Annotated in this window: 17 protein-coding genes; 11 read left to right on the top strand and 6 right to left on the bottom strand. The window is 67.5% G+C overall.

Annotation, left to right across the window (positions count from 1 at the left end):
• Positions 1–27: 27 nt before the first annotated feature.
• From AC5Y2L_RS09555 to nudC, 4 genes are read left to right on the top strand one after another with little or no spacing between them, the layout of a single operon-like run.
• On the top strand, positions 28–3147 hold the full coding sequence (locus tag AC5Y2L_RS09555; protein WP_499933346.1) for an ATP-dependent helicase: 3120 nt from the start codon (positions 28–30) through the stop codon (positions 3145–3147).
• Positions 3147–6431 carry an ATP-dependent helicase gene (locus AC5Y2L_RS09560; RefSeq protein WP_499933881.1) on the top strand — a complete coding sequence of 1095 codons (3285 nt, stop codon included), beginning with the start codon at positions 3147–3149 and terminating at the stop codon, positions 6429–6431. The genes AC5Y2L_RS09555 and AC5Y2L_RS09560 overlap by 1 nt, the downstream gene beginning before the upstream one ends.
• A gap of 50 nt (positions 6432–6481) precedes the next feature.
• Positions 6482–7552 (top strand): potassium channel family protein, encoded by a 1071-nt coding sequence (locus AC5Y2L_RS09565; protein ID WP_499933344.1) that lies wholly within the window; start codon positions 6482–6484, stop codon positions 7550–7552.
• A gap of 5 nt (positions 7553–7557) precedes the next feature.
• Positions 7558–8481, top strand: coding sequence for an NAD(+) diphosphatase (nudC, locus tag AC5Y2L_RS09570; RefSeq protein WP_499933342.1), 924 nt, complete (start codon positions 7558–7560; stop codon positions 8479–8481).
• Here nudC and mrx1 read toward each other — a convergent pair.
• Positions 8478–8729 (bottom strand): mycoredoxin Mrx1, encoded by a 252-nt coding sequence (gene mrx1 / locus AC5Y2L_RS09575; RefSeq protein WP_499933340.1) that lies wholly within the window; start codon positions 8727–8729, stop codon positions 8478–8480. The genes nudC and mrx1 overlap by 4 nt on opposite strands.
• Positions 8730–8823: 94 nt before the next feature.
• Here mrx1 and AC5Y2L_RS09580 point away from each other — a divergent pair, with 94 nt between their 5' ends.
• Both AC5Y2L_RS09580 and AC5Y2L_RS09585 read left to right on the top strand, forming a co-directional pair.
• Positions 8824–10920 carry an ATP-dependent DNA helicase UvrD2 gene (locus tag AC5Y2L_RS09580; protein WP_499933338.1) on the top strand — a complete coding sequence of 699 codons (2097 nt, stop codon included), beginning with the start codon at positions 8824–8826 and terminating at the stop codon, positions 10918–10920.
• Between the two features lie 390 nt (positions 10921–11310).
• The gene (locus AC5Y2L_RS09585; RefSeq protein ID WP_499933880.1) at positions 11311–11580 is read left to right on the top strand and encodes a WhiB family transcriptional regulator; all 270 of its coding nucleotides are present in this window, start codon (positions 11311–11313) and stop codon (positions 11578–11580) included.
• Between the two features lie 86 nt (positions 11581–11666).
• Here the strand turns inward: AC5Y2L_RS09585 and AC5Y2L_RS09590 are convergent, their stop codons facing one another.
• Positions 11667–13010, bottom strand: a complete 1344-nt coding sequence (locus AC5Y2L_RS09590; RefSeq protein ID WP_499933336.1) for a macrolide-binding ATPase MABP-1 — start codon at positions 13008–13010, stop codon at positions 11667–11669.
• 137 nt (positions 13011–13147) lie between these two features.
• On the opposite strand from AC5Y2L_RS09590, the gene AC5Y2L_RS09595 reads away from it, so the two are divergent.
• Positions 13148–13321: a hypothetical protein gene (locus tag AC5Y2L_RS09595; RefSeq protein ID WP_499933334.1), complete on the top strand. Its 174-nt coding sequence runs from the start codon at positions 13148–13150 to the stop codon at positions 13319–13321.
• A gap of 21 nt (positions 13322–13342) precedes the next feature.
• On the opposite strand, the gene AC5Y2L_RS09600 is transcribed toward AC5Y2L_RS09595, so the two are convergent.
• Positions 13343–14209 carry a cyclodehydratase gene (locus tag AC5Y2L_RS09600; RefSeq protein WP_499933332.1) on the bottom strand — a complete coding sequence of 289 codons (867 nt, stop codon included), beginning with the start codon at positions 14207–14209 and terminating at the stop codon, positions 13343–13345.
• A gap of 37 nt (positions 14210–14246) precedes the next feature.
• On the bottom strand, positions 14247–15632 hold the full coding sequence (locus tag AC5Y2L_RS09605) for a zinc-dependent metalloprotease (RefSeq protein ID WP_499933330.1): 1386 nt from the start codon (positions 15630–15632) through the stop codon (positions 14247–14249).
• A gap of 96 nt (positions 15633–15728) precedes the next feature.
• Here AC5Y2L_RS09605 and AC5Y2L_RS09610 point away from each other — a divergent pair, with 96 nt between their 5' ends.
• Together AC5Y2L_RS09610 and AC5Y2L_RS09615 are read left to right on the top strand one after the other, a co-directional pair.
• A complete protein-coding gene (locus AC5Y2L_RS09610) occupies positions 15729–16751 on the top strand; it encodes a YlbL family protein (protein ID WP_499933328.1) in 1023 nt (340 codons plus the stop codon).
• A gap of 102 nt (positions 16752–16853) precedes the next feature.
• Positions 16854–19850 carry a UPF0182 family protein gene (locus AC5Y2L_RS09615; RefSeq protein ID WP_499933326.1) on the top strand — a complete coding sequence of 999 codons (2997 nt, stop codon included), beginning with the start codon at positions 16854–16856 and terminating at the stop codon, positions 19848–19850.
• 73 nt (positions 19851–19923) lie between these two features.
• Here the strand turns inward: AC5Y2L_RS09615 and AC5Y2L_RS09620 are convergent, their stop codons facing one another.
• Together AC5Y2L_RS09620 and AC5Y2L_RS09625 are read right to left on the bottom strand one after the other, a co-directional pair.
• On the bottom strand, positions 19924–20937 hold the full coding sequence (locus AC5Y2L_RS09620) for a TIGR03617 family F420-dependent LLM class oxidoreductase (RefSeq protein WP_499933324.1): 1014 nt from the start codon (positions 20935–20937) through the stop codon (positions 19924–19926).
• Positions 20938–21028: 91 nt separating this feature from the next.
• Positions 21029–21973, bottom strand: coding sequence for a GlxA family transcriptional regulator (locus tag AC5Y2L_RS09625; RefSeq protein WP_499933879.1), 945 nt, complete (start codon positions 21971–21973; stop codon positions 21029–21031).
• A 212-nt stretch (positions 21974–22185) separates the two neighbouring features.
• Between AC5Y2L_RS09625 and AC5Y2L_RS09630 the strand changes: the two genes are divergently transcribed.
• Complete coding sequence (locus tag AC5Y2L_RS09630; protein WP_499933323.1) at positions 22186–22836, top strand: HD domain-containing protein; 651 nt, start codon at positions 22186–22188, stop codon at positions 22834–22836.
• 44 nt (positions 22837–22880) lie between these two features.
• Positions 22881–23531, top strand: coding sequence for an HD domain-containing protein (locus AC5Y2L_RS09635; protein WP_499933322.1), 651 nt, complete (start codon positions 22881–22883; stop codon positions 23529–23531).
• Positions 23532–23535: the final 4 nt, after the last annotated feature.

A 23535-nucleotide genomic window follows, 5' to 3' on the forward strand; every position in this document is an offset into this window, starting at 1 on the left:
GTCGGACCCCCGTGATGTCATGGCGCCATGCCATACACGTGGGATGCCGAGGCGGCCGCCGCCCTGGAACCGGGGGCGCGCGGTCTGATCCGGGTGCTCGGCGGACCCGGGACCGGTAAAACCAGCCTGCTGGTTGACGTTGCGGTTGCTCGAGTCAACGCCGGCGTCGACCCGGAATCGGTTCTGCTGCTTACCGGTTCGGGCCGCATCGGGACACGTGCCCGCAGCACCCTGACGGCGGCCCTGCTGCAAGCACGCGACGGGCGCCCCGGTCGTGCTGCGGTCCGCGAGCCGTTGGTCCGTACCGTGCACAGCTACGCCTACGCCGTGTTGCGGCGTGCCGCCGAGCGCGCCGGCGGGGCGCCCCCGCGGCTGATCACCAGCGCCGAACAAGACGCGATCATCCGGGAGCTGCTGGCCGGAGACATCGCCGACGGATCAGCCGCCGCGACCGCCTGGCCGGTGCATCTGCGGCCTGCCCTGAGCACCGCGGGCTTCGCCACCGAACTGCGAAACCTGATGGCGCGCTGCGCCGAACGCGGCGTGGACCCGCTGGAGTTGCAGCGGCTGGGTCGACGTTGTGCTCGTCCAGAATGGACCGCCGCCGGCCAGTTCGCCCGCCAGTACGAGCAGGTGATGTTGCTGCGGGCAGCGGTCGGTACGGCGGCGCCGCAGGCAACGGCGCCGGCACTGAGCGCCGCCGAACTTGTGGGCGCGGCGCTCGAGGCGTTCGCGCTCGACCCGGAGCTGCTGGCCGCCGAGCGCGCCAGGGTGCGGGTTCTGTTGGTCGATGACGCGCAGCAACTCGACCCGCAGGCCGCGCGCCTGATTCGGGTGTTGGCCTCGGGCGCCGAATTGTCTTTGGCGGCAGGCGATCCCAATCAGGCGGTGTTCGGGTTCCGGGGCGGCGAACCCGCGGGCTTACTCGCCATCGACAGTCCCGCGATCACGCTGACGGTGTCGCATCGCTGCACGCCGGCGGTCGCGCGAGCCGTCAGCGGCATAGCGCGCAGACTGCCCGGCGCCAGTGCCGGCCGGCAGATTGACGGGACTGGCAGCGAGGACGGATCGGTCATCGTGCGCCTCGCGGCCTCCGCGCAGGCCGAGGCGGCGATAATCGCGGATGCGCTGCGCAGAGCGCACCTGATCGACGGGGTGCCCTGGTCGCAGATGGCGGTAATCGTCAGGTCGGTGCCGCGAGCCGCCGCACGGTTGCCGCGCGCGTTGGCCGCTGCCGGGGTGCCGGTGGCAATCCCCGCGGACGGCGGGCCGGTTTCGTCGCAACCCGCGGCACAAGCGCTGATCACCGTCTTGGCAGCGACCGCAGACGGCCTCGACGGTGACGGTGCACTGGCATTGGTGACCGGGCCCATCGGCCGCGTCGATCCGGTCTCGCTTCGCCGGATACGCCGCACGCTTCGGCGCGGCAGGGCCGACCGACCGCCGGAAAAACTCGGTGATCTGCTGGTCGAATCCCTCACCGGAGAAGAGCCGCTGCCGGCCCCGTTGCGGCGGGTGCGTGCGGTGCTGGACGCGGCCGCGCGTTGCCACCGGGACGGGCAAGACCCGCGTTACACGCTGTGGGCGGCGTGGCACCGGTCGGGTCTGCAGCGACGTTGGCTGGCGGCCGCCGAGCGCGGCGGCCCGGCGGGCGCGCAGGCCATCAGGGACCTCAGCGCCGTGACTGCGCTGTTCGACATCACCGATCACTACGTCTCGCGCACGTCCGGTGCCACCTTGCGTGGGCTCGTCGACCACGTAGCGGCGCTGCAGCTGCCCGGCGTCGATCCCGACCGGGAGTCGCGCGGCGAGCAGGTCCGAGTGCTCAGCGCGCACGCGGCGCTGGGGCAGGAATGGGATCTGGTGGTGATCGCCGGGCTACAAGATGGCCTGTGGCCCAACACGACTCCGCGTGGCGGTGTGCTGGGGACCCAGCGGCTGGTCGACGAACTCGACGGTGTCACCGCGGACGCCTCGATGTGGGCGCCGCTGATCGCTGAGGAGCGCCGGCTGCTGGTGGCGGCGATGGGCCGGGCGCGGCGGCGGTTGCTGGTGACGGCCGTAGTCAGCGACGCGGACGGACCCGGGTCAGAGGCCGCGCTGCCGTCGGTGTTCTTCTCCGAGCTCGCGCAACTGGCCGAAGGTAGTGATCCCGTTGCGGCGCAACCGATCGCAGCGCCGCGCATATTGTCGGCGACAGCGCTGGTCGGCCGGTTGCGCGGGGTGGTGTGCGCTCCGGACGGGGCGGTGGACGTAGCGGTGCGTCGTTGTGCGGCAAGGCAATTGGGCCGGCTGGCCAAAGCCGGTGTGCCGGGCGCCGACCCGGCCGGCTGGCATGGCCTGATCCCACTCAGCACCGGCGAACCGTTGCGCCGCGACGACGGGTCGGTAACCCTGACGCCGTCGACATTGCAGACCCTCATCGACTGCCCGCTGCGCTGGCTTGCCGAACGCCACGGCGGCACCAATCCGCGCGAGCTGCGCTCCGCCGTCGGGTCGCTGGTGCACGCGCTGATCGCCGAACCGGGCAAGACGGAAGCACAACTGCTGGACGAGCTTGACCGGATCTGGCCGCATTTGCCCTTCGACGCCCAGTGGTATTCGGCCAACGAGCTGGCCCGGCACCGGGCCATGATCCACGCATTCGTCGAGTGGCGCGCCCAGACCCGCCGCGACTTGACCGAGGTCGGCGTCGAGGTGGACCTCGATGGAGCCCTGACGAACTTGCGATTGCGGGGCCGGGTCGACCGGCTCGAGCGCGACGGCGCCGGCCGGCTGGTGGTCGTCGACCTCAAGACCGGAAAAGCGCCGGTCAGCAAGGACGACGCGCAACAACACGCGCAGATGGCCATGTATCAGCTCGCGGTGGCCGAGGGCATGTCCCCCGCAAGCGGGAGGTGCCCCCAGCCCGCCGGTGCGGAGCCCGGCGGTGCCCGTTTGGTCTATCTCGGCAAAACCGGCGCCAATGGCGTCGTCGAACGCGAACAGGATCCGCTCACGCCGGCGGCGCTCGAGCATTGGCGCAGCCTCATCGAAATGGCCGCGGCTGCGACGGCCGGGCCGCATTTCGTGGCCCGCCGCAACGACGGTTGCACGCACTGCCCGATACGACCTTCTTGCCCGGCCCACGAAGGGTCAGCGCCATGATGACGCCCCGCTACAGCCCCGATGAATTAGCCCATGCCTTAGGGCTTTTCGCGCCCACGGCCGAGCAGGCCGCAGTCATCGCGGCGCCGCCCGGCCCGCTCGTCGTCATCGCGGGGGCCGGGGCCGGCAAAACCGAGACGATGGCCGCGCGGGTGGTGTGGCTGGTCGCCAACGGCTACGCCGAACCGGGCCAAGTGTTGGGCTTGACGTTCACCCGCAAGGCAGCCGGTCAGCTGCAGCGCCGGGTGCGGTCCCGGCTGGACCGGTTGGCCGGCATCGGCCTGGGCCCTGCGGCAGCCGGCGCCGGGCCAAGTTTCAGCGGATCGCCGACGGTCTGCACCTACCACGCGTTCGCCGGGTCGCTGCTGCGTGACTACGGGCTGCTGCTGCCCGTCGAGCCCGACACCCGCCTGCTGGGCGAGACAGAGTTGTGGCAGCTGGCATTCGACGTGGTCACCGGCTACCGCGGCGAACTGCGCACCGACAAAAGCCCGGCCGCCGTGACCTCGATCGTCTTGCGGCTATGGAATCAGCTTGCCGAGCACCTGGTGGACACCCGTCAGTTGCGCGATACCCACCTGGAGCTGCAACGGCTCGTGCATCATCTGCCGGCCGGACGGTATCAGCGCGACCGCGGCCCCAACCAATGGCTGCTTCGATTGCTGTCGGCCCAGACGGAGCGCGCCGAGTTGGTGCCGCTGCTGGACGCGCTGCAGGACCGGATGCGCGCCGCGAAGGTGATGGACTTCGGTGCGCAAATGGCCTGTGCCGCACGGCTGGCGGCGGCATTTCCCCAGGTTGGCGCCGACCTGCGGAAGCGGTACCGGGTGGTACTGCTCGACGAGTACCAAGACACCGGGCATGCCCAGCGCGTCGCGTTGTCGTCGCTGTTCGGAGCCGGCTCGAACGCTGACGCCGATGGGTTGGCGCTGACCGCCGTCGGCGACCCGATCCAGTCCATTTACGGATGGCGAGGCGCATCGGCCACCAACCTGCCGCGGTTCACCACCGACTTCCCCTTGCCCGACGGCACTCCCGCCCCGGTCCTGGAACTGCGCACCAGCTGGCGCAATCCGCCGCGGGCCCTGCATTTGGCCAACGCCATATCGGCGGAGGCGCGGCGACGATCGGTGGCGGTGCGGGCATTACGCTCGCGCCCCGACGCCCCACCAGGCAGCGTCCGCTGTGCGTTGCTGCCCGATGTGCAAGCCGAACGGGAATGGATCGCCGAACATCTGGACCAGCGATACCGGCAAGCCCGGGCCGACGGCGTCAGCCCGCCGACCGCCGCAGTGTTGGTGCGGCGCAACGCCGACGCCGCGCCCATCGCCGAAGCCCTGCGTGCCCGCGGAATACCGGTCGAGGTGGTCGGACTGGCCGGCCTGCTGGCGGTCCCCGAGGTTGCCGACCTGGTCGCCATGTTGCGCCTGGTTGCCGATCCCACCGCCGGCGCGGCGGCGATGCGGGTGCTGGCCGGCCCACGCTGGCGGCTGGCCGCGCGCGACATCGCCGCACTGTGGCGGCGCGCGCGGAAGCTCGGCGACGAACCGTCCGATGTGGCCTTCTCGCCCGAGACCATTGCGCTGGCGGCCGGTTCCGACCTGGATACCGCGTGTCTGGCCGACGCCATCAGCGACCCCGGGCCGCCCGCCGATTATTCGCCCGCGGGATACCGGCGCATCCGGGCACTGGCCGGCGAGTTGAGCGCCCTGCGCGCTCACCTCGGCCGCTCCCTGCCCGATCTGGTTACCGAGGTGCGCCGAGTGCTGGGTGTCGACTGCGAAGTCTTGGCGCTGGCTTCCGCCGAAAATCATTGCGGCACAGCTCATCTCGATGCCTTCGCCGATGTGGTCGCCAGCTACGCGGAGCGGGTGGGCAGCCCCTCGGTCGCGGGTCTGCTGGGCTATCTGGATGCGGCCGAAGCGGTCGAAAACGGGTTGCCGCCCGCCCAGCCGGTGGTCGCCACCGACCGGGTCCAGGTTCTCACCGTGCACGCCGCAAAAGGTCTGGAGTGGCAGGTGGTGGCCTTGGCGCACCTTTCCGGTGGAACGTTCCCGTCGACCGCGTCCAGGAGCACCTGGCTCACCGATGCCGCGGAGCTCCCACCTCTGTTGCGTGGCGATCGAGCCCAGCACGGTGCGCTTGGCATTCCGGTGCTGGACACCTCCGATGTCACCAATCGAAAGCAACTGTCCGACAAGATATTCGCGCATCGCCGCCAGCTCGACCAACGGCGTCTCGACGAAGAGCGTCGCCTCCTGTACGTCGGCGTCACCCGGGCCGAGGACACCTTGCTGCTCTCGGGGCATCACTGGGGTGCCACCGGGATCAAGCCTCGCGGCCCGTCGGATTTCCTGTGCGAAATCAAGGAAATCATCGACCGGTCGGCTGCGGCCGGCGAGCCCTGCGGAGTCGTCGAGCAGTGGACGCCGGCGCCCGCGGACGGGGAACGAAATCCGCTGCGCGACAGCGTCGTCGAGGCGATTTGGCCCGCCGATCCGCTGGCCGGGCGCCGTGCCGATATCGAACGAGGAGCCGCGCTGGTCACCCGGGCCATGTCGGAGCCGTCGGTCGACGAGGGCGACTCGATCGGTGCCGACCTCGAAGGGTGGGCCGCCGACGTCGATGCGCTACTGGCCGAGCGCGCAAGCACCACACCGCCGGACACCCAACTGCTGCCCAGCCAGGTGTCGGTCAGTGCTCTGGTGGACCTGGCCCGCGACCCCGCGGGCGCCGCACAGCGCCTCATCTATCGGCTGCCGGCCCGGCCGGACCCACATGCGTTGCTGGGCAACTCCTTTCACTCCTGGGTCCAACAGTTCTACGGTGGCGAGTTGCTGTTCGACCTGGGCGACCTGCCCGGAGCGGTGGATTCCGACATCGGCGACAACGCGGAGCTCGCCGCATTGCAGGCGGCATTCGCCGCATCGCAGTGGGCGGCGCGCACCCCGGTGGCCGTCGAGGTGCCGTTCGAGATAACTGTCGGCGACACCCTCGTGCGTGGCCGCATCGACGCGGTGTTTTCCGACCCCGACGGCGGGACCACCGTGGTCGACTGGAAGACCGGAGAGCCGCCGCGCGGCGGCGAGGCCACGCGGCAGGCCGCCGTCCAACTGGCCGTCTACCGGTTGGCGTGGGCTGCCTTGACTGGGTGCCCGGAAGCGTCGGTGCGCACCGCGTTTCACTACGTGCGTAGCGGAACCACCGTCGTGCCCGATGAGCTGCCCGATGTCGATGAGCTCGCCAGGCTGCTGGCCGACTCCGGTCGCCCTTCCACCGCCTGATCGTGGTTACATGTTTGTCGTGCGCTGGAGCCAGGCGATGACGGATTTCCGTGCCGAAGGGTAGCTGGCGGCGGCTGAGACGTCTCGACGAGAGTTTGACCGTCCAGCCCAGCTACGCGCTTGTCGGCGTGCTGCGCATTCCTCAGGGGCAGGTCGGCCCTGCTCGCATCATCTCCCGCCGGATAGCCATCGCCCTCGGGGCGTTGCTGATCGGCGCCATCACCGTCTATCTCGATCGAGCTGGCTACCACGACGCGCAGGGCGATCCACTCACGTTCCTGGATTGCCTGTACTACTCCGCGGTGACGCTGTCGACGACCGGCTACGGCGACATAACGCCCATTTCCGAGTTCGCTCGCCTGACGAACGTTTTGATCATCACGCCGCTGCGGATCGCCTTCCTGATCTTGTTGGTCGGCACGACGCTGGAGGTCGTCACCGAAACGTCCCGGCAGGCATTCAAGATCCAGCGTTGGAGGAGCAGAGTGCGCAACCACACCGTCGTCATCGGGTACGGCACCAAGGGCAAAACGGCGATCGGCGCGATGCTCGGGGACGAGATGGTCCCAGGCGAAATAGTCGTCGTCGACACCGATCGGGCTGCGCTGGACCGCGCGGCGGCCGCAGGTCTGGTGACCGTGCACGGTGACGCCACCAAGTCCGACGTGTTGCGCCTGGCCGGCGTCCAGCATGCGGCCGCGATCATCGTCGCGACCAGTCGTGACGACACCGCGGTGCTAGTCACCTTGACCGCGCGGGAGATTGCGCCCAACGCCAAGATCGTGGCGGCGATCCGGGAGGCCGAGAATCAGCACCTGCTACGGCAATCGGGCGCGAACTCGGTAGTCGTCTCCTCCGAGACGGCGGGCCGGTTGCTCGGCCTGGCTACCACCACGCCCAGTGTGGTGGACATGATCGAGGATCTGCTGACCCCGGACGAGGGTTTGGCCATCGCCGAACGGGAAGTGGAGCAGAGTGAGGTCGGCGGCTCCCCGCGGCATCTGAGCGACATCGTGCTCGGTGTGGTTCGCGACGGCCATCTGCTCCGCATCGGTGCGCCCGAGGTGGATGCCATCGAGGCCAGTGACCGGTTGCTCTACATCCGAAACGTCGGGCACTAGTGATCGTGGACTTTCAGCTGAGCAGCATTCCTTTACTCTCTCGCGTCGGCGCCGACCGCGCCGATCAACTGCGCACCGATGTCGAGGCGGCCGCCGCGGGGTGGCCGGACGCGGCGCTGTTGCGGGTGGATTCGCGCAGCCAGGTGCTCGTCGCCAACGGCCGGGTGGTCCTCGGCGAGGCCGCTGCGCTGGGCGACAAGCCGCCGCCGGAAGCGGTGTTCCTGGGCCGCATCGAGGGCGGCCGGCACGTTTGGGCCATCCGGGGTGCGCTGGAAGCGCCAAGGGATCCCGAAGTTCGAACCGAGGTGGTGAACCTTCGCAGCCTCGGCAAGATCTTCGACGACACCAGTAGCCAACTCGTGTCGTCGGCCACCGCGCTGCTGAATTGGCATGACAGCGCACGGTTCAGCTCGGTGGACGGTTCTCCGACCAAGCCGGCGAGGGCGGGCTGGTCGCGCATCAATCCGATCACCGGGCACGAGGAGTTCCCGCGGATCGACCCGGCGGTCATCTGCCTGGTCCATGACGGCGCCGACCGCGCCGTGCTGGCGCGCCAGGCGATGTGGCCGGAGCGGATGTTCTCGCTGCTGGCCGGTTTCGTCGAGGCCGGCGAGTCGTTCGAGGTCTGTGTCGCCCGGGAGATCCGCGAGGAAATCGGCCTCATCGTTCGCGACGTGCGATACCTGGGCAGTCAGCCCTGGCCGTTCCCGCGCTCGCTCATGGTTGGCTTCCACGCGGTGGCAGACCCGGACCAGGCGTTTTCGTTCAACGACGGCGAGATCGTCGAGGCGGCATGGTTCACCCGCGACGAGGTCCGGGCCGCCCTTGACGCCGGCGACTGGACCACCGCGTCGGAGTCGAAACTCCTTCTGCCCGGGTCGATTTCGATTGCCCGGGTGATCATCGAATCCTGGGCGGCGCTGGACTAGCCGACCTCAGCCAGCCTCGCTTTGACCTCGGCGGCGCTGGGGTTGGTCAGCGTGGAGCCGTCGGCAAACTTCACCGTGGGAACCGTCCGGTTGCCGCCGTTGACGGAACCGACGAACTCGGCCGCCGCCGCGTCGTCTTCGATGTCGACCTCGTTGTAGGCGATCCCGTCAGCCTTGAGGACGGTCTTGAGCCGATGGCAGAAGCCACACCACGATGTCGTGTAGATGGTGAGCGCAGCATTGGTCATGGCCGGTTAAACATACCGCGGCGACGACGCATTCCGGGTACGAAGGCGTGGCGGTGCACGCACCTTGTCGGTTGCCACTGCCAAGATGGACCCCATGCCTATGGTCGCCGAACGCTTGACCGCCGGGCTGGACGACGAGCAGCGCGAAGCAGTGCTGGCTCCGCGCGGACCGGTCTGCGTACTTGCCGGCGCCGGAACCGGCAAGACCCGCACGATCACCCACCGCATTGCCCAGCTCGTCGCCAGTGGTCACGTCGCCGCCGGCCAGGTTCTTGCGGTGACGTTCACCCAGCGCGCGGCGGGGGAGATGCGCTCTCGGCTGCGCGCGCTCGATTCGGCCGCGCAGACCGATATCGGCGCGGTGCAGGCGCTGACGTTCCACGCGGCGGCCCGACGCCAGCTGCGCTACTTCTGGCCACGGGTGGTCGGCGACACCCGGTGGGAGCTGCTGGACACCAAGTTCGCCGTGGTCGCCCGGGCGGCCAGTCGCGCCAGGCTGAACACCAGCACAGACGACGTCCGGGATCTCGCCGGCGAGATCGAGTGGGCCAAGGCGTCGCTCATCGGCCCGGAGCAGTACGTCACGGCCGTGGCCTCCGCCGGCCGCGACACCCCGATGGACGCCGAGAAGATCGCCGCCGTCTACTCCGCGTACGAGGCTCTCAAAGTCCGCGACGAAACGGTCAGCCTGCTCGATTTCGACGACCTGCTGCTGCACACCGCGGCAGCCATCGAGAACGACGCCGCGGTCGCCGAGGAGTTCCGGGACCGCTACCGCTGCTTCGTCGTCGACGAGTATCAAGACGTCACGCCGCTGCAGCAGCGGGTGCTTTCGGCGTGGCTGGGCGATCGCGATGACCTGACCGTCGTCGGCGACGCCAACCAGACCATCTACTCGTTCACCGGGGCATCACCACGGTTCCTGCTCGACTTCTCGCGGCGATTCCCAGACGCCACGGTGGTGCGGCTCGAGCGCGACTACCGCTCCACACCGCAGGTGGTGTCGCTGGCCAACCAGGTGATCGCCGCCGCCCGGGGCCGAGTTTCCGGGAGCAAGCTTCAGCTGTCCGGCCAGCGCGAAGCCGGGCCCCGCCCGTCGTTTCACGAGCACCCGGACGAACCGGCCGAAGCCGCCGCCGTGGCGAAGTCGGTCGCCCGGCTGATCGAATCCGGGACTGCGCCGTCCGAGATCGCCATCCTTTACCGCGTCAACGCGCAATCCGAGGTCTACGAGGAGGCCCTGACCGAGGCGGGTATCGCCTATCAAGTCCGCGGCGGCGAGGGCTTTTTCAACCGTCAGGAGATCAAGCAGGCACTGCTGGCGCTGCAACGCGCCGCCGAACGCGGGACGGCGGGCCCGTTGCCGGAGGCGGTCCGCATGATCCTCGAGCCACTGGGGCTGACCGCCGAGCAGCCCGTCGGCACCCGTGCCCGGGATCGCTGGGAAGCGTTGAGCGCCCTGGCCGAATTGGTCGACGGCGAGGTGGCGCAGCGTCCGCAGCTGGACCTCCCGGGCCTGCTTGCCGAGCTGCGAATGCGGGCCGACGCGCGGCATGCCCCCGTTGTGCAAGGCGTCACGTTGGCGTCACTGCACGCCGCGAAGGGCCTCGAGTGGGATGCGGTGTTCCTGGTCGGGCTGGCCGACGGCACACTGCCCATTTCGCACGCCTTGGCGCACGGCGCCGACAGCGAACCTGTCGAAGAGGAGCGCCGACTCCTCTACGTCGGAATCACCAGGGCCCGAATTCATTTGGCGCTCAGCTGGGCACTGGCGAGGACGCCGGGCGCGCGCCAGAGCCGCAAGCCGTCGCGGTTCCTGAATGGGATTGCGCCGCAGACCAGGTCCGATCCGGCGCCGACCAAATCCCGGCGCGCCCGCGGCAGCCCTTCGCGGTGCCGAATCTGCAACAACGTTCTGAGCACGCCCGCCGCCGTCCTGCTGCGACGCTGCGAATCCTGCGCCGGCAACGTCAACGAGGACTTGTTGCTGCGACTCAAGGCCTGGCGGCTGGACATCGCCAAGGAGCAGAAGGTGCCGCCCTACGTCGTCTTCACCGACAACACTCTGATCGCGATAGCCGAAATGCTGCCCGACGACGACGCCGCCCTGATTGCCATCCCCGGCATCGGCGCCCGCAAGCTCGAACAGTACGGACCGCATGTACTAGAGCTGGTTCGCCAAGCCCGGTGAAGGCCGAACACGCTGGTCAGAAAATCGGTTGTCACCAGCGTCCGGTACCGGTTAGCCTCGAAACCGGATTTTTCCGGCCGAGCTGGAGAGGAGGGCGGCCCCGATGATCACCATGAACGCGTTCGGCGTAGCCGTGGCTGCCCCGGCCTATGCTCCCTGGGCCGCGAAAGCCTCCCATGCCGCCAGCGCCGCGGCCGCGGGCAAGCACCGCGCCGCAGCCGCGACCGACGCGTCCGTGAATCGGGGCCATACCTAGGCGTTATGTAAGAACCCGATTTTCGCCAGATGGCCACGGACCCGAAGTCACCAGGATCCGTGGCCACAGTTTCCGGGAAACTTCCCGACCTGGTCCGGATCACCGAATCAGACCAGGAAGCAGGTGAAGAGGACATGTCGGCACCGACAGTCCCCAGAAGGACACTGCCAGAGTTGCCATGTCACGCCGGCGATCCCGACCTGTGGTTCGCCGAGACCCCGTCCGACCTGGAGCGTGCCAAGGCGCTCTGCGCCAGCTGCCCGATCCGCCGCCAATGTCTGGCGGCAGCGCTGGACCGTGCGGAGCCCTGGGGTGTGTGGGGCGGTGAGATCTTCGAGCGAGGCGCGATCGTGAGCCGCAAGCGTCCGCGCGGCCGACCCCGTAAGCACTCTGTCGCCGCCTGACCCGCGAAAATGCAACTACCGACGCATTCTCCGAGAGCGGACGTCGGTAGTTGCAGTCTCGCGAAACCCGAGCGGGCGACCGAAAGCTAAACGACGGCGGTGTCGGGCTCGACGAAACCCGGAATCAGCTCCTCGGACAGCCGCTTGATCGGGACATGCGCGTCCAGCTGGCACAGGATGGCGGCCACCGAGGCGATCACCCGCATCGGTATCGCCAGCTTGGGCGGCAGGTCCATCTGCCGGGCCGTCTTGATCTGACTCACCGAGCGGTCCAGCTGGCTCACCGTCATCCTCTGCAGCCACTTGCGGGTGTAGTGGAACACCTCGACTTCGATGGGTTCGACGTACTGGCGCAGCATCTCGTCGATGTCGCGAACCGACACCTGCTGGCCGCGCTGGATGAACCCGACCTTCTCCATGGTCGGCAACAGCAGGTCGTAATTCTTGTCCCGGGCCAACCGAATGGTCATCCCCAGCTCGATGGGGTAGCCGCCGGGCAACGGCGCCACGGCGCCGAAGTCGATGACGCCCATCCGGCCGTCGGGCAGCAGCATGAAGTTTCCGGGGTGGGCATCGCCGTGCAGCATCTCCAGCCGGCGCGGCGCGTCGAAGGTGAGCTCGAGCAGCAGGGTGCCGACGCGGTCGCGCTGCTCGGGTGTCCCGTCGCGGATGATGTGCGCCATCGGTATGCCGTCGATCCATTCCTGGATCACCACCTTGGGCGCGCTCGCCACGATGTGCGGCACCAGGAAGTGGGGATGGCCTTCGTAGGCCTTGGCGAAAGCACGCTGGTTGTCGGCCTCGAGCCGGTAATCGAGTTCCATCTCGGTGCGCTCGATCAGCTCGTCGACCACGCCTTGCACGTCGGCGCCCGGGGCGAGCTGCTTGAACACCCCGACCAACCGCTGCATCGTTTTCAGGTCGGCACGCAGCGCCTCGTCGGCACCCGGGTATTGAATTTTGACGGCCACTTGGCGGCCATCTGACCACACCGCCTTGTGCACCTGTCCGATGCTGGCCGAAGCCACCGGGGTGTCGTCGAACGAGCTGAACCGGTCCCGCCACTTGGTGCCCAACTGTCCGTCGAGCACCCGATGCACCTTGTGGGCCGGCAGCGGCGGGGCATCCTTCTGCAGCTTGGTCAGCGCTTCGCGGTAGGGCTCGCCGAACTGCTCGGGAATGGCGGCTTCCATCACCGACAGCGCCTGGCCGACCTTCATGGCCCCGCCCTTGAGCTCACCCAGCACGGTGAACAGCTGGTTGGCGGCCTTCTCCATCAGCTCGGCGTTGACCTCGTCTTTCGACTTGCCGGTCAGCCGCTTTCCGAATCCCAGGGCCGCCCGGCCGGCCATGCCGACCGGGATGCTGGCCAGCTTCGCATTGCGGGCAGCGCCGCCACGTTTGATGTCTGACACACACCCATCATCCATGACGGCTGGCTCGGAATGACCGCAAGTACGGCCGGCAGACGCAAAAGCACCTGCAGGCCCGGCTTCGTCGGGCGCTTCCGGTTCTGCCCGGCATACAATTCTGCGACTCAATCGAAAGGGTGGTACGGCAGAAAACCATGTCAGCCAAGCAAACTCAGCACGACGCCGCCGACGCGCTGTTCAGGGCGATCATCGAGACGCTAGACAGACACCGCAACGAGCACACCCTGACCGAGACCGTTCTGGACGACCTGGCCAGGGCGTATGCCTCGATTTCCAGCAATGTCCCGGAGCAGGGACGCCAGGGTTGACCGGGCGGACGCAAGCCCGCGTCAGCACGAGCACAACGGATGTTTGGTCCAGCGTCGCGCGACGATCGAGCCGGCGTTGAGGTCGAACTCCAAGGTGGCGTTGAGAGCCGCCGGCGGCCCGGGATCGGGCACCTCGCGCTGTCCACGCACCGCGGCGATCACGCGGTTCACCTGGCTGAGGGCCAGCGCCGCGGTGGCCAGCAGCGTGGCGCGATCCGCCACCCCTACGGTGTCGCGCAATTGGGCGGCGATGGCCGGCCACGCGGCGTCGCGATCGCTGCGATGCAGATCCGCGCAGCCCAGGCAGCTGGTTTCGCCGGGGATGACCAGCGGCCCCACCAGTCCGGTGCCGTCACGTACCCGGACGGGCAGATGCGCGACGCCGTGGCTGTGCAAATCACGGATCATGCGCGGGTCGGCGACGAGGTTGTCCGTCAACACCACCAGATCCGCTTCGGCGGGCGTCACGGCGGCATGAGGCTGACGGGTGTGCCTGATCCGGGCCCCGGAGCAGCGCAGCGCCTCCACTAACAGGTCCGACAACGGGCCGCGGCCGTGCACCCGGATCGACGCGGCCCGGCCCCGGGCCTGCCGGCTGGGGTGTCCCCGGGTGGCGACGCCGGCGCCGACCAGCTGCGCGACCAGGTTCGCCAGGCCGGCGGTGTCCACCGGGCTGCGGCCCCCGATCCGCCGCCGCAACTCGGAGATCGCTGTCGGGGAACGCATCGACCTCAGCAGCGTGGCCAACTCCGGCGCTGTCAGGCCGCAGGGCGGACGAACCAGCACGGCGCGGCGGGGATCCCAGCCGACCTGTACGGCGCCGTCCGGCCGCAGCAGCACCGGCATCGCGGGGTCCAGCGCATACAGCGAGGGCACCGATGGCGGCATGAATTGAGACTGTGCCAGGACGGGGGCTTACGCCGCCTCAGCTATCCACAGGACCGCCGGCCTCGGGGTTGTCCCGGTCGCCTTCTCGTTCCAGTTCTGCTATCGCCTCGTCGATACCGCTGGTGTCCCCGCCGATGATGTGGTCGATGAACCCGGCCGGTTCGTCGAGGTCCGCCGCGGTGGGCAGCAGATCCGGGTGTTGCCAGACGGCGTCGCGGGCGTCCGCGCCGACGGCCTGCGTCAGCCGATCCCACAACTCGGCGGCCTCGCGCAGCTTGCGTGGCCGCAGCTCCAGCCCCACCAGCGTCGCGAACGTCTGCTCGGCCGGGCCGCCGCTGGCCCGGCGCCGGCGCAGCGTCTCGCTGAGCGCGGCGGCCCCCGGGATCCGGTCGCCCAGTGCTGCCGTCACCACCACCTGGACCCACCCCTCGATCAGCGCGAGCAGCGTCTCGAGTCGTTCCAGGGCCTGCGTCTGCGCCGGCGTGGCTTTGGGCTCGAACACTCCCTCACCGAGCAGCTGCTCTATTGCCGCGGGATCGGTCAGCGACGACGGATCGAAGTCGCGGGCCAGCTCTTCGATCCCGCTCATGTCGATCTGCATGCCCTTGGCATAGGCCTCTACCGCTCCCAGCAACTGGCTTGATAGCCAGGGCACGTGGCTGAACAACCGGTGATGCGCCGCCTCGCGGGCGGCCAGGAAGGTCAGCACCTCGCTGCGCGGCCGCTCCAGACCCGAGGCGAACGATTCGACGGCGTCCGGCAGTATGCCCGCCACACCTTTGGGGCCCAGAGGTAAACCGATTTCGGTCGAGGTCAACACCTCGCGCGACAACCGGGCCAGCGCTTGGCCCAGTTGCGAGCCGAAGGCCATGCCGCCCATCTGCGACATCATCGACAGCAGCGGCCCGGCCATGCTCTTGGCTTCCTCGGGCAACGACGACGCCCACACGGTGGAGATCTGTTCGGCCATCGGATCGCACAGCCGTTTCCAGGTCTCCAGGGTGTTGTCCACCCAGTCGCTCGGGCTCCATCCCACCGCCGTCGTGGTGCCTGCGGGCAGGGCAGTGGCCCCGTCCAACCAGGTTTCGGCGAGGTGTACCGCGTCGGCGATCGCCGAGTTCGTGGTGGCCGGAATGGGGGCGACGAACCCGATCGAGCTGGTGGCGACTCGTCGCGCAAGGTCGTAGTTGACCGGTCCCGACGCCTGGCCCCCGGCCATTACGGTGCCGGCGTTGCTGAACATCTGGCCCAGCTGGGTGAAGATTTGGCCGAGGTCGCCGATGCCGAAGTCGCCACTGATGCCGAACGCGGCCAGCGGGTCCTGACCTGCAGAACCGGAATCGGGATTTTTCTTCCGGTGTTCTCCCGAATCGTCCTTTGACGAGTCGTCTCCCGAGGAGAAGCCGAAAGGCGGGTCAGCCATACCGTCAACGGTACTCAAGGGCCGCCCGGAAAGCGCGGTCACAGGTCACGCTCGTAGCTGAACGGGCGTGCTGGGCCGGCGTCTAGTCTTGGCGGCGTGAACAGGCGGATTTTGACCTTGATCGTCGCGCTGGTGCCGATTGTGGTCTTCGGCGTCTTGCTCGCGGCGGTGACGGTGCCCTTCGTATCGCTGGGTCCCGGCCCCACCTTCGACACGCTCGGCGAGTACGACGGCAAGCAGATAGTCCACATCGAAGGCACCCAAACCCACCCCACCTCGGGGCACCTCAACATGACGACGGTGTCCCAGCGTGACGATCTGACCCTCGGGGAAGCCCTGACCTTATGGCTCTCGGGGGACGAACAGCTGGTGCCGCGCGATCTGATCTACCCTCCGGGCAAGTCGCGTGACGAGGTCGACAAGGCGAACAACGCCGATTTCAAGCAGTCCGAGGACAGCGCCGCCTACGCCGCCCTGGGGTATCTGAAGTACCCGCCCGCGGTCACCGTCGCCAAGATCACCGATTCCAGTCCGTCGGCGGGCAAGCTGAAAACCGGTGATGCCATCGACATGGTCGACGGCACCCCGGTCGCCAACGTCGAACAGTTCACCGCGTTGCTGAAGAACACCAAGCCCGGGCAGACGGTGACGATCGACTACCGGCGCAAGAACGAACCGGCCGGTGTCGTCCAGATCAAGCTGGGCTCCAACAAAGATCGCGACTATGGCTTTTTGGGTGTCTCGGTGCTCGACGCGCCATGGGCGCCGTTCGTGGTGGACTTCAACCTCGCCAACATCGGCGGTCCCTCGGCCGGACTGATGTTCAGCCTGGCCGTCGTCGACAAGCTCACCAACGGTGACCTGGCCGGCTCCATGTTCGTCGCGGGGACCGGCACCATCTCCGTCGACGGCAAGGTCGGCCAAATCGGCGGCATCACCCACAAGATGGTCGCGGCCCGTGCCGCCGGTGCCACGGTTTTTCTGGTGCCCGCCAAAAACTGCTACGAAGCCGCCTCCGACAACCGGACCGGCCTACGCCTGGTCAAGGTGGAAACCCTGACTCAGGCGGTGGACGCGTTGCACGCGATGACCTCGGGCCATCAGCCCCCGAGTTGCTAGCCGATCAGGGTGGCGCGGCGGTGCGTAGAGTTGTGACGGTCTGACAAATCTCTAGCAACCGGTCTCTAGCAACCGGCCGGGGAAGAGCAGGGAGCGTAGCTAGTGGGAATGCGGCCCGCCGCACGGATGCCGAAACTGACCCGGCGTAGCCGGATCCTGATCGTGATCGCGCTCGGTGTGATCGTGCTGCTGCTCGCGGGGCCACGATTGATCGACGCCTACGTGGACTGGCTCTGGTTCGGTGAACTCGGCTACCGCTCGGTGTTCACCACCGTGCTGGTGACTCGCCTGGTGGTGTTTCTGGTGGCGGGTCTGTTGGTGGGCGGCATCGTCTCGGCCGGTCTGATGCTGGCGTACCGCACCCGTCCGGTCTTCGTCCCGAGCAACGAGAACGATCCGGTGGCGCGCTACCGCACCTTCGTGCTGTCCCGGCTGCGCCTGGTGGGCATCGGGATCCCGGCGGCGATCGGCCTGGTCGCCGGAATCATCGCGCAAAGCTACTGGGTTCGCGTCCAGCTGTTCCTGCATGGCGGCGACTTCGGCATCCGGGATCCGCAGTTCGGCAAGGACCTCGGCTTCTACGCCTTCGAATTGCCGTTCTATCGACTGGTGCTGACCTATCTGTTCGTCGCCGTTTTCCTGGCCTTCCTGGCGAACCTGCTGGCGCACTACATCTTCGGCGGTATCCGGTTGGCCGGGCGCACCGGCGCACTGAGCCGCTCTGCGCGTATCCAGCTGGTCAGCCTGGTCGGCGTGCTGGTGCTGCTCAAGGCGGTCGCCTATTGGCTGGACCGCTATGAGCTGCTGTGGCACGTCCGCGAGCGGTCCACCGGTGGTAGCGGATACACCAAGATCGCCGGGTACACCGACATCAACGCCGTGTTGCCGGCCAAGCTGATCCTGATGACGATCGCGCTGATCTGCGCGGCCGCGGTTTTCTCCGCGATTACGTTGCGGGACTTGCGAATCCCCGCGATCGGGCTGGTGTTGTTGCTGCTGTCGTCGTTGATTGTGGGTGTCGGCTGGCCAGTGGTGGTCGAGCAGCTCATCGCCAGACCCGACGCGGTGCGCAAGGAAAGCGAGTACATCAGCCGAAGCATCACCGCCACCCGGCAGGCCTACGGACTGACCGACGACATCGTCAGTTACCGGAACTACAGCGGCGACGCTCCGGCAACGGCGCAGCAGGTGGCCGCCGACCGGGCTACCACCTCGAACATCCGGCTGCTCGACCCGACGATCATCAGCCCGGCATTCACCCAATTCCAGCGGGGCAAGAACTTCTATTACTTCCCCGAGCAGTTGTCCATCGACCGCTACCTGGACCGCAACGGCGCCCTGCGCGACTACGTCGTGGCGGCACGGGAACTCAACCCGGACCGGTTGATCGACAATCAGCGGGACTGGATCAACCGGCACACCGTGTACACGCACGGCAACGGATTCGTGGCGTCGCCGGCCAACACGGTGCGCGGTATCGCCAGCGACCCGAATCAGAACGGCGGCTACCCTCAGTTCCTCGTCAACGTGGTCGGGCCGAATGCGGCGCCGACCGGCCCTGCGCCGCTGGATCAGCCGCGGATCTACTTCGGCCCGGTGATATCCAACACCGCCGCCGACTACGCGATCGTCGGCAAGAACGGTGACGACCGCGAATACGACTACGAGACCAATACCGACACCAAGCGGAACACCTACAGCGGCGCCGGTGGGGTCCCTATCGGCAGCTGGATATCCCGCAGTGTGTTCGCCGCCAAGTTCGCCGAACGAAACTTCTTGTTTTCCAGCGTGATTGGCTCCAACAGCAGGATATTGTTCAACCGCGACCCCGCGCAGCGGGTGGAGGCTGTGGCGCCATGGCTGACGGCTGACAGTGCGGTGTACCCGGCGATCGTCAACAAGCGGCTGGTGTGGATCATCGACGGGTACACCACGCTGGACAACTACCCGTATTCCGAACTCACCTCACTGTCGACGGCGACCGCGGATTCCACCGAGGTGGCGTTTAACCGGCTGGCCCCCGACAAGCAGGTGTCCTACATCCGCAATTCGGTCAAGGCCACGGTGGACGCCTACGACGGGACGGTCACGCTCTACCAACAAGACGAACAAGACCCGGTCCTCAAAGCCTGGATGCGGGTCTTCCCAGGAACGGTCAAGCCGAAGAGCGAGATCACGCCCGAGCTTCGAGATCACCTGCGTTATCCCGAAGACCTGTTCAAGGTGCAGCGCAAGATCCTGGCCAAGTACCACGTGCCGCCGGACCGCCCGGGGACCTTCTTCAACTCGTCGGATTTCTGGGACGTGCCGCTGGACCCGAATCCGACCGCCAGCAGTTTTCAGCCGCCCTATTACATCGTCGCGAAAAACATTCTGAAGAACGACAATTCGCCGTCCTATCAGCTGACCAGTGCGATGAACAAGTTAAGGGCGGAATTCCTGTCCGCCTACATCAGCGCCAGCTGCGATCCCGCGACGTACGGCAAGATCACGGTGCTCACGATCCCGGGTAATGTCAACGGCCCGAAGTTGGCGAACAACGCGATCACCACCGATACGGCGGTGTCGCAGGATCTCGGTGTGATCGGGCGGGACAACCAGAACCGGATCAAGTGGGGCAATCTGCTCACACTGCCGGTGGCCCAGGGCGGCCTGTTGTATGTGGAACCGGTCTATGCCTCCCCGGGCAGCAGCGACGCCGCCTCGTCGTACCCGCGGCTGATCCGGGTGGCGATGATGTACAACGACAAGATCGGATACGGCCCGACGGTCGGCGAGGCCCTGGACAGATTGTTCGGGCCGGGGGCCGGCGCTGCCGCAACCGGCATCGAACCCACCGAGGGCGGCGGACCGCCGAAGCCGCCGCCGAATGCCCCGGCGCCGGCGGTCGGGCCGGCACCACCCGCGCCTCCGACGGCAGTGCCGCCGCCGCCCGAGGGAACGGTGACTCTGTCGGCGGCCAAAGCCGCTGCGCTACAAGAGATTGAGGCCGCGCTCGGTGCGGCGCGGGAGGCCCAGAAGAAGGGCGACTTCGGTGCCTACGGGGCCGCGCTGCAGCGCCTCGATGACGCGATCAACAAGTACAACAACACCAAGTAGCTGCCGTCGCGAGCGCGCGCAAATGTACACCGATATGCCATAAATCCCGGCAATTTGCGCCCGCTCGCGGGTGCTAGCGCTGCAGCCGACGGGCGACCTCGCCGTAGCGCTCGAAGCGCTCGGGGTCGCCCACCGCGTTGTACAGCACCAGACGGGTTGCGATCCCGGCGTATTTGTCGGTGAGCGCGTCGGCCAAGCCGTCCCAGGTCGACTCGGTGGCGAAGACGGCGATGTGTTCGTCGGTAATCTGCGCGGCCATGCCGGCGAAGTCACCGGCCTTCTGCTTTTCCCGAATCCGGGCGGTAGTGCCCTCGAAACCCGCTTCGTCCCAAATGAACGCGTAGTTGGGGGTGCTGCCGTAGAAGCTCATGCTGGCCCGCACCAACTCTCGTTGGTTGGCGCGCTCTTCGTCGCTGTCGCCGACGATTGTCATCACCGGAACGATCACCGCGATGTCCGACGGCGAGCGCCCCGCCTTGGCCGCCCCCTCGGCGACCTCGGGCACGACATGCCGGGTGAGATAGCCGGGCTCGCCAAGCGGGTGGACGTGCACGCCGTCGGCTACCGCGCCCGCCATCCGCAGCATCCACGAATTCACCGCTGCAACATCGACTTTGGGGTCTGGCGCGTCGATGGGGCCCGCGCTCCATTGCGGAGTGATGAAGTCGAGCTCGTAGAACTCGCCGTGGTGATCGAGCGTCCCGGTTCGGAAAGCGGCGAAACATGCCTTCACGGCACGGACGTAGTCGCGCAATCGCGGACCGGGGGGCTCGAAGGGCATGCCGTAGCGGCGCACCACGTGGGTGCGCACCTGGGTGCCGAGACCGAGCCGGAACTTTCCGCCCGTGGCTTCCTGCAGCTCCCACGCCGCGGCCGCGGTGACGAACGGGCTGCGCGGAAATGCAACCGCAACCCCGGTGGACAGCTCGAGGCCCGGCGCGGCTTGCGATGCGACGGCGGCATTCAGATACGCCGTGCGACCGGTCTCGGTGAACAGCAGGCCGGAGAAACCGGCCGCCTGTGTCCGACGGGCCAGGTCGCCGATCTTGCTCAGCGGCTGCGGAACGGTCATCACGTCGATGTGCACGGGGGAACAGTATGCCTGATGCGGTTCCGGGCCGACGCGGAGATCCTGAATCGGAAACGAAAGACCTTGGGCGGCACTAGGTTACGTCGGTCTATCCGCCTGATGCGGTGCGAAACCTCTGCCGGTAGGCCTTGGGTGAGACACCGAGGTGGTCGACGAAAACCCGGCGGAGGCTTTCGGGGCTGCCGAACCCAGCGACGCGCGCGGTGTCGGCGACGGTGCGGCCGGCATCGAGCGCGGCGCGGGCGGCATCAATGCGCACCATCTCGACATACCGGGCCGGTGTCGTCCCGAGTTCGGCCTGGAAAAGCCGGGTCAGCTGCCGTGTGCTCAACGACGCCCGCGCGGCAAGGGCCTTGACGCTGTGGTTGGCTGCCGGATCGGCCGAGATTGCATCCGTGACCTTGCGCAGCGCAGACTGCGGCGGCGGGTCGGCTTCGACCAGCACCGAGAATTGGGATTGACCACCGGCGCGCTTGAGGTAGACCACAAGCCATCGAGCCACCTCTCGGGTGAGATCGGTGCCGTGGTCCATTTCGACCAACGCCAGCGCCAGGTCTATCCCCGAGGAGACCCCGGCCGAGGTGAATACATCTCCGTCGCGCACGAAGATCGCGTCGGGCTCGACGGTGATGTCCGGGAAGGCCCGGGCGAATAACCGGGCATCATGCCAGTGCGTGGTGGCGCGCCGGCCGTTGAGCAGGCCCGCTTGGGCCAGGATGAACGATCCCGTGCAGATCGAGGCCAGGCGTTTGGTCCGTTGGGCAATCGACTTGACTGCATCGACGAGCTCGGGATCAATCGCTCGGCGCGGCAGGTTGTCGCTGCCGGCGACCATGACCGTGTCGGCACACTGGATCGCCGAGATGGCATCGGTGACACCCAACCTGGTGCCGAGCGAGGTGGTGACATCGCGCCCATCCACGGATGCGATCCTGAGTCGGTAGTCGGCGCCGAACCGGTTGGCCTCGGCGAACACCTCGCCCGCTCCTGCGACGTCCAGCATCGTCACGTCGTCGAAGACGACGATGACCATCACGCGCGATCGCTCACCGGCTTGCGTCACGGACTCATTGTGTCGCAAATCGTGGGAAAGCTGTCGCGTCAGCCGGTTCCGTCCTTGCGAGCACCAGCCGGTCGGCTGCCAATCACGTCGCATTCTGTGGCGAAGACGGCTCAATCGTCGTGGGTGGACGGACTTCGGTGCTCGCACACTGATTTGTGTTAGCCCGAGCCAGGAGAGGAATCATGGTCGCTGCGCCGATCGAAACCATCGCTGACATCGCGATACCGGACACCCCGCTGGTGCGCGAGGTCACCGAGTTCATCCGCGACGCCGAAGACGACTTGCTCTTCGACCATTCCCGGCGGGTCTTTCTGTTCGGGGTGCTGCAGGGCCGTCGGCGGGGCCTGCAACCGGACCTGGAGCTGCTCTACACCGGGGCGATGTTCCACGACCTCGGCCTCACCCAGCGGTATCGCACCTCCGCCCTACGCTTCGAGGTGGACGGCGCGAATGCCGCACGCGACTTCCTGTTGCAGCGTGGCGTGGACAAAGCCGACGCCGACAAAGTATGGCTGAGCATCGCGATGCACACCACGCCTGGTATACCCGAGTACTGCGGACCCGAAATCGCTTTGGTCACAGCGGGTGTCGAGACCGATGTGCTCGGTATCGGCCGAGACGACCTTTCACCGGAGGCACTCGCCGCGGTCACCGCCGCCCATCCACGACCGGATTTCAAGCGGCGCATCCTGGATGCGTTCAACGACGGCATGAAGCACCGCCCGCACAGCACCTTCGGCACGGTCAATGCCGATGTGCTGGCGTACTTCGACCCCGATTTCCGCCGCGACGACTTCGTCGACATCATCCTGACCAACACCTGGCCTGAATAGGCACCGTCGCAAGGTAAGTGAAAGCTATTGCAGGAGAAGCGGTAATGCCCACTCAATCAATGGAAACCGTGGCCGGTATCGTCGTACCGGACACCGCGCTGATCCGCGAGGCAACCGAGTTCATCCGGGACGCCGAAGACGATGTGCTCTTTCATCATTCCCGACGGGTATTCTTCTTCGGCGCGTTGCATGGCCGCCGCCTCGGCCTTCAGGCGGATCTGGACCTGCTCTATGTGGCAGCCATGTTTCACGATCTCGGACTCACCGCCCGTTACGGCGCGTCGACGCAGCGTTTCGAGACCGATGGTGCCGACGCGGCGCGCGACTTCCTGCTCGAGCACGGCGTCGACCGATCCGACGCCGACAAGGTATGGCTGGGCATCGCGTTGCACACGACACCCGAGGTCCCCGGTCGCCTTGACCCCGAAATCGCTTTGCTCGCAGCGGGAGTCAAGACGGACGTGGTCGGGTTGGGCCGGGAGGATCTCAACCCGGAAGCCATCGGCGCGGTGACGTCAGCGCATCCGCGTCCCGATTTCAAGAACCGCATCCTGGCGGCCTTCAACGACGGTATGAAGCACCGTCCGTGGACCACCTACGGCACCATGAACGCCGATGTGCTGGCGCACTTCGACCCCACATTTCAGAAGGGCGACATGGTCGACGCCATTCTCAGCAGCAATTGGCCCGAGTAGCGAA

This window comes from Mycobacterium sp. NGS66, assembly GCF_059812225.1.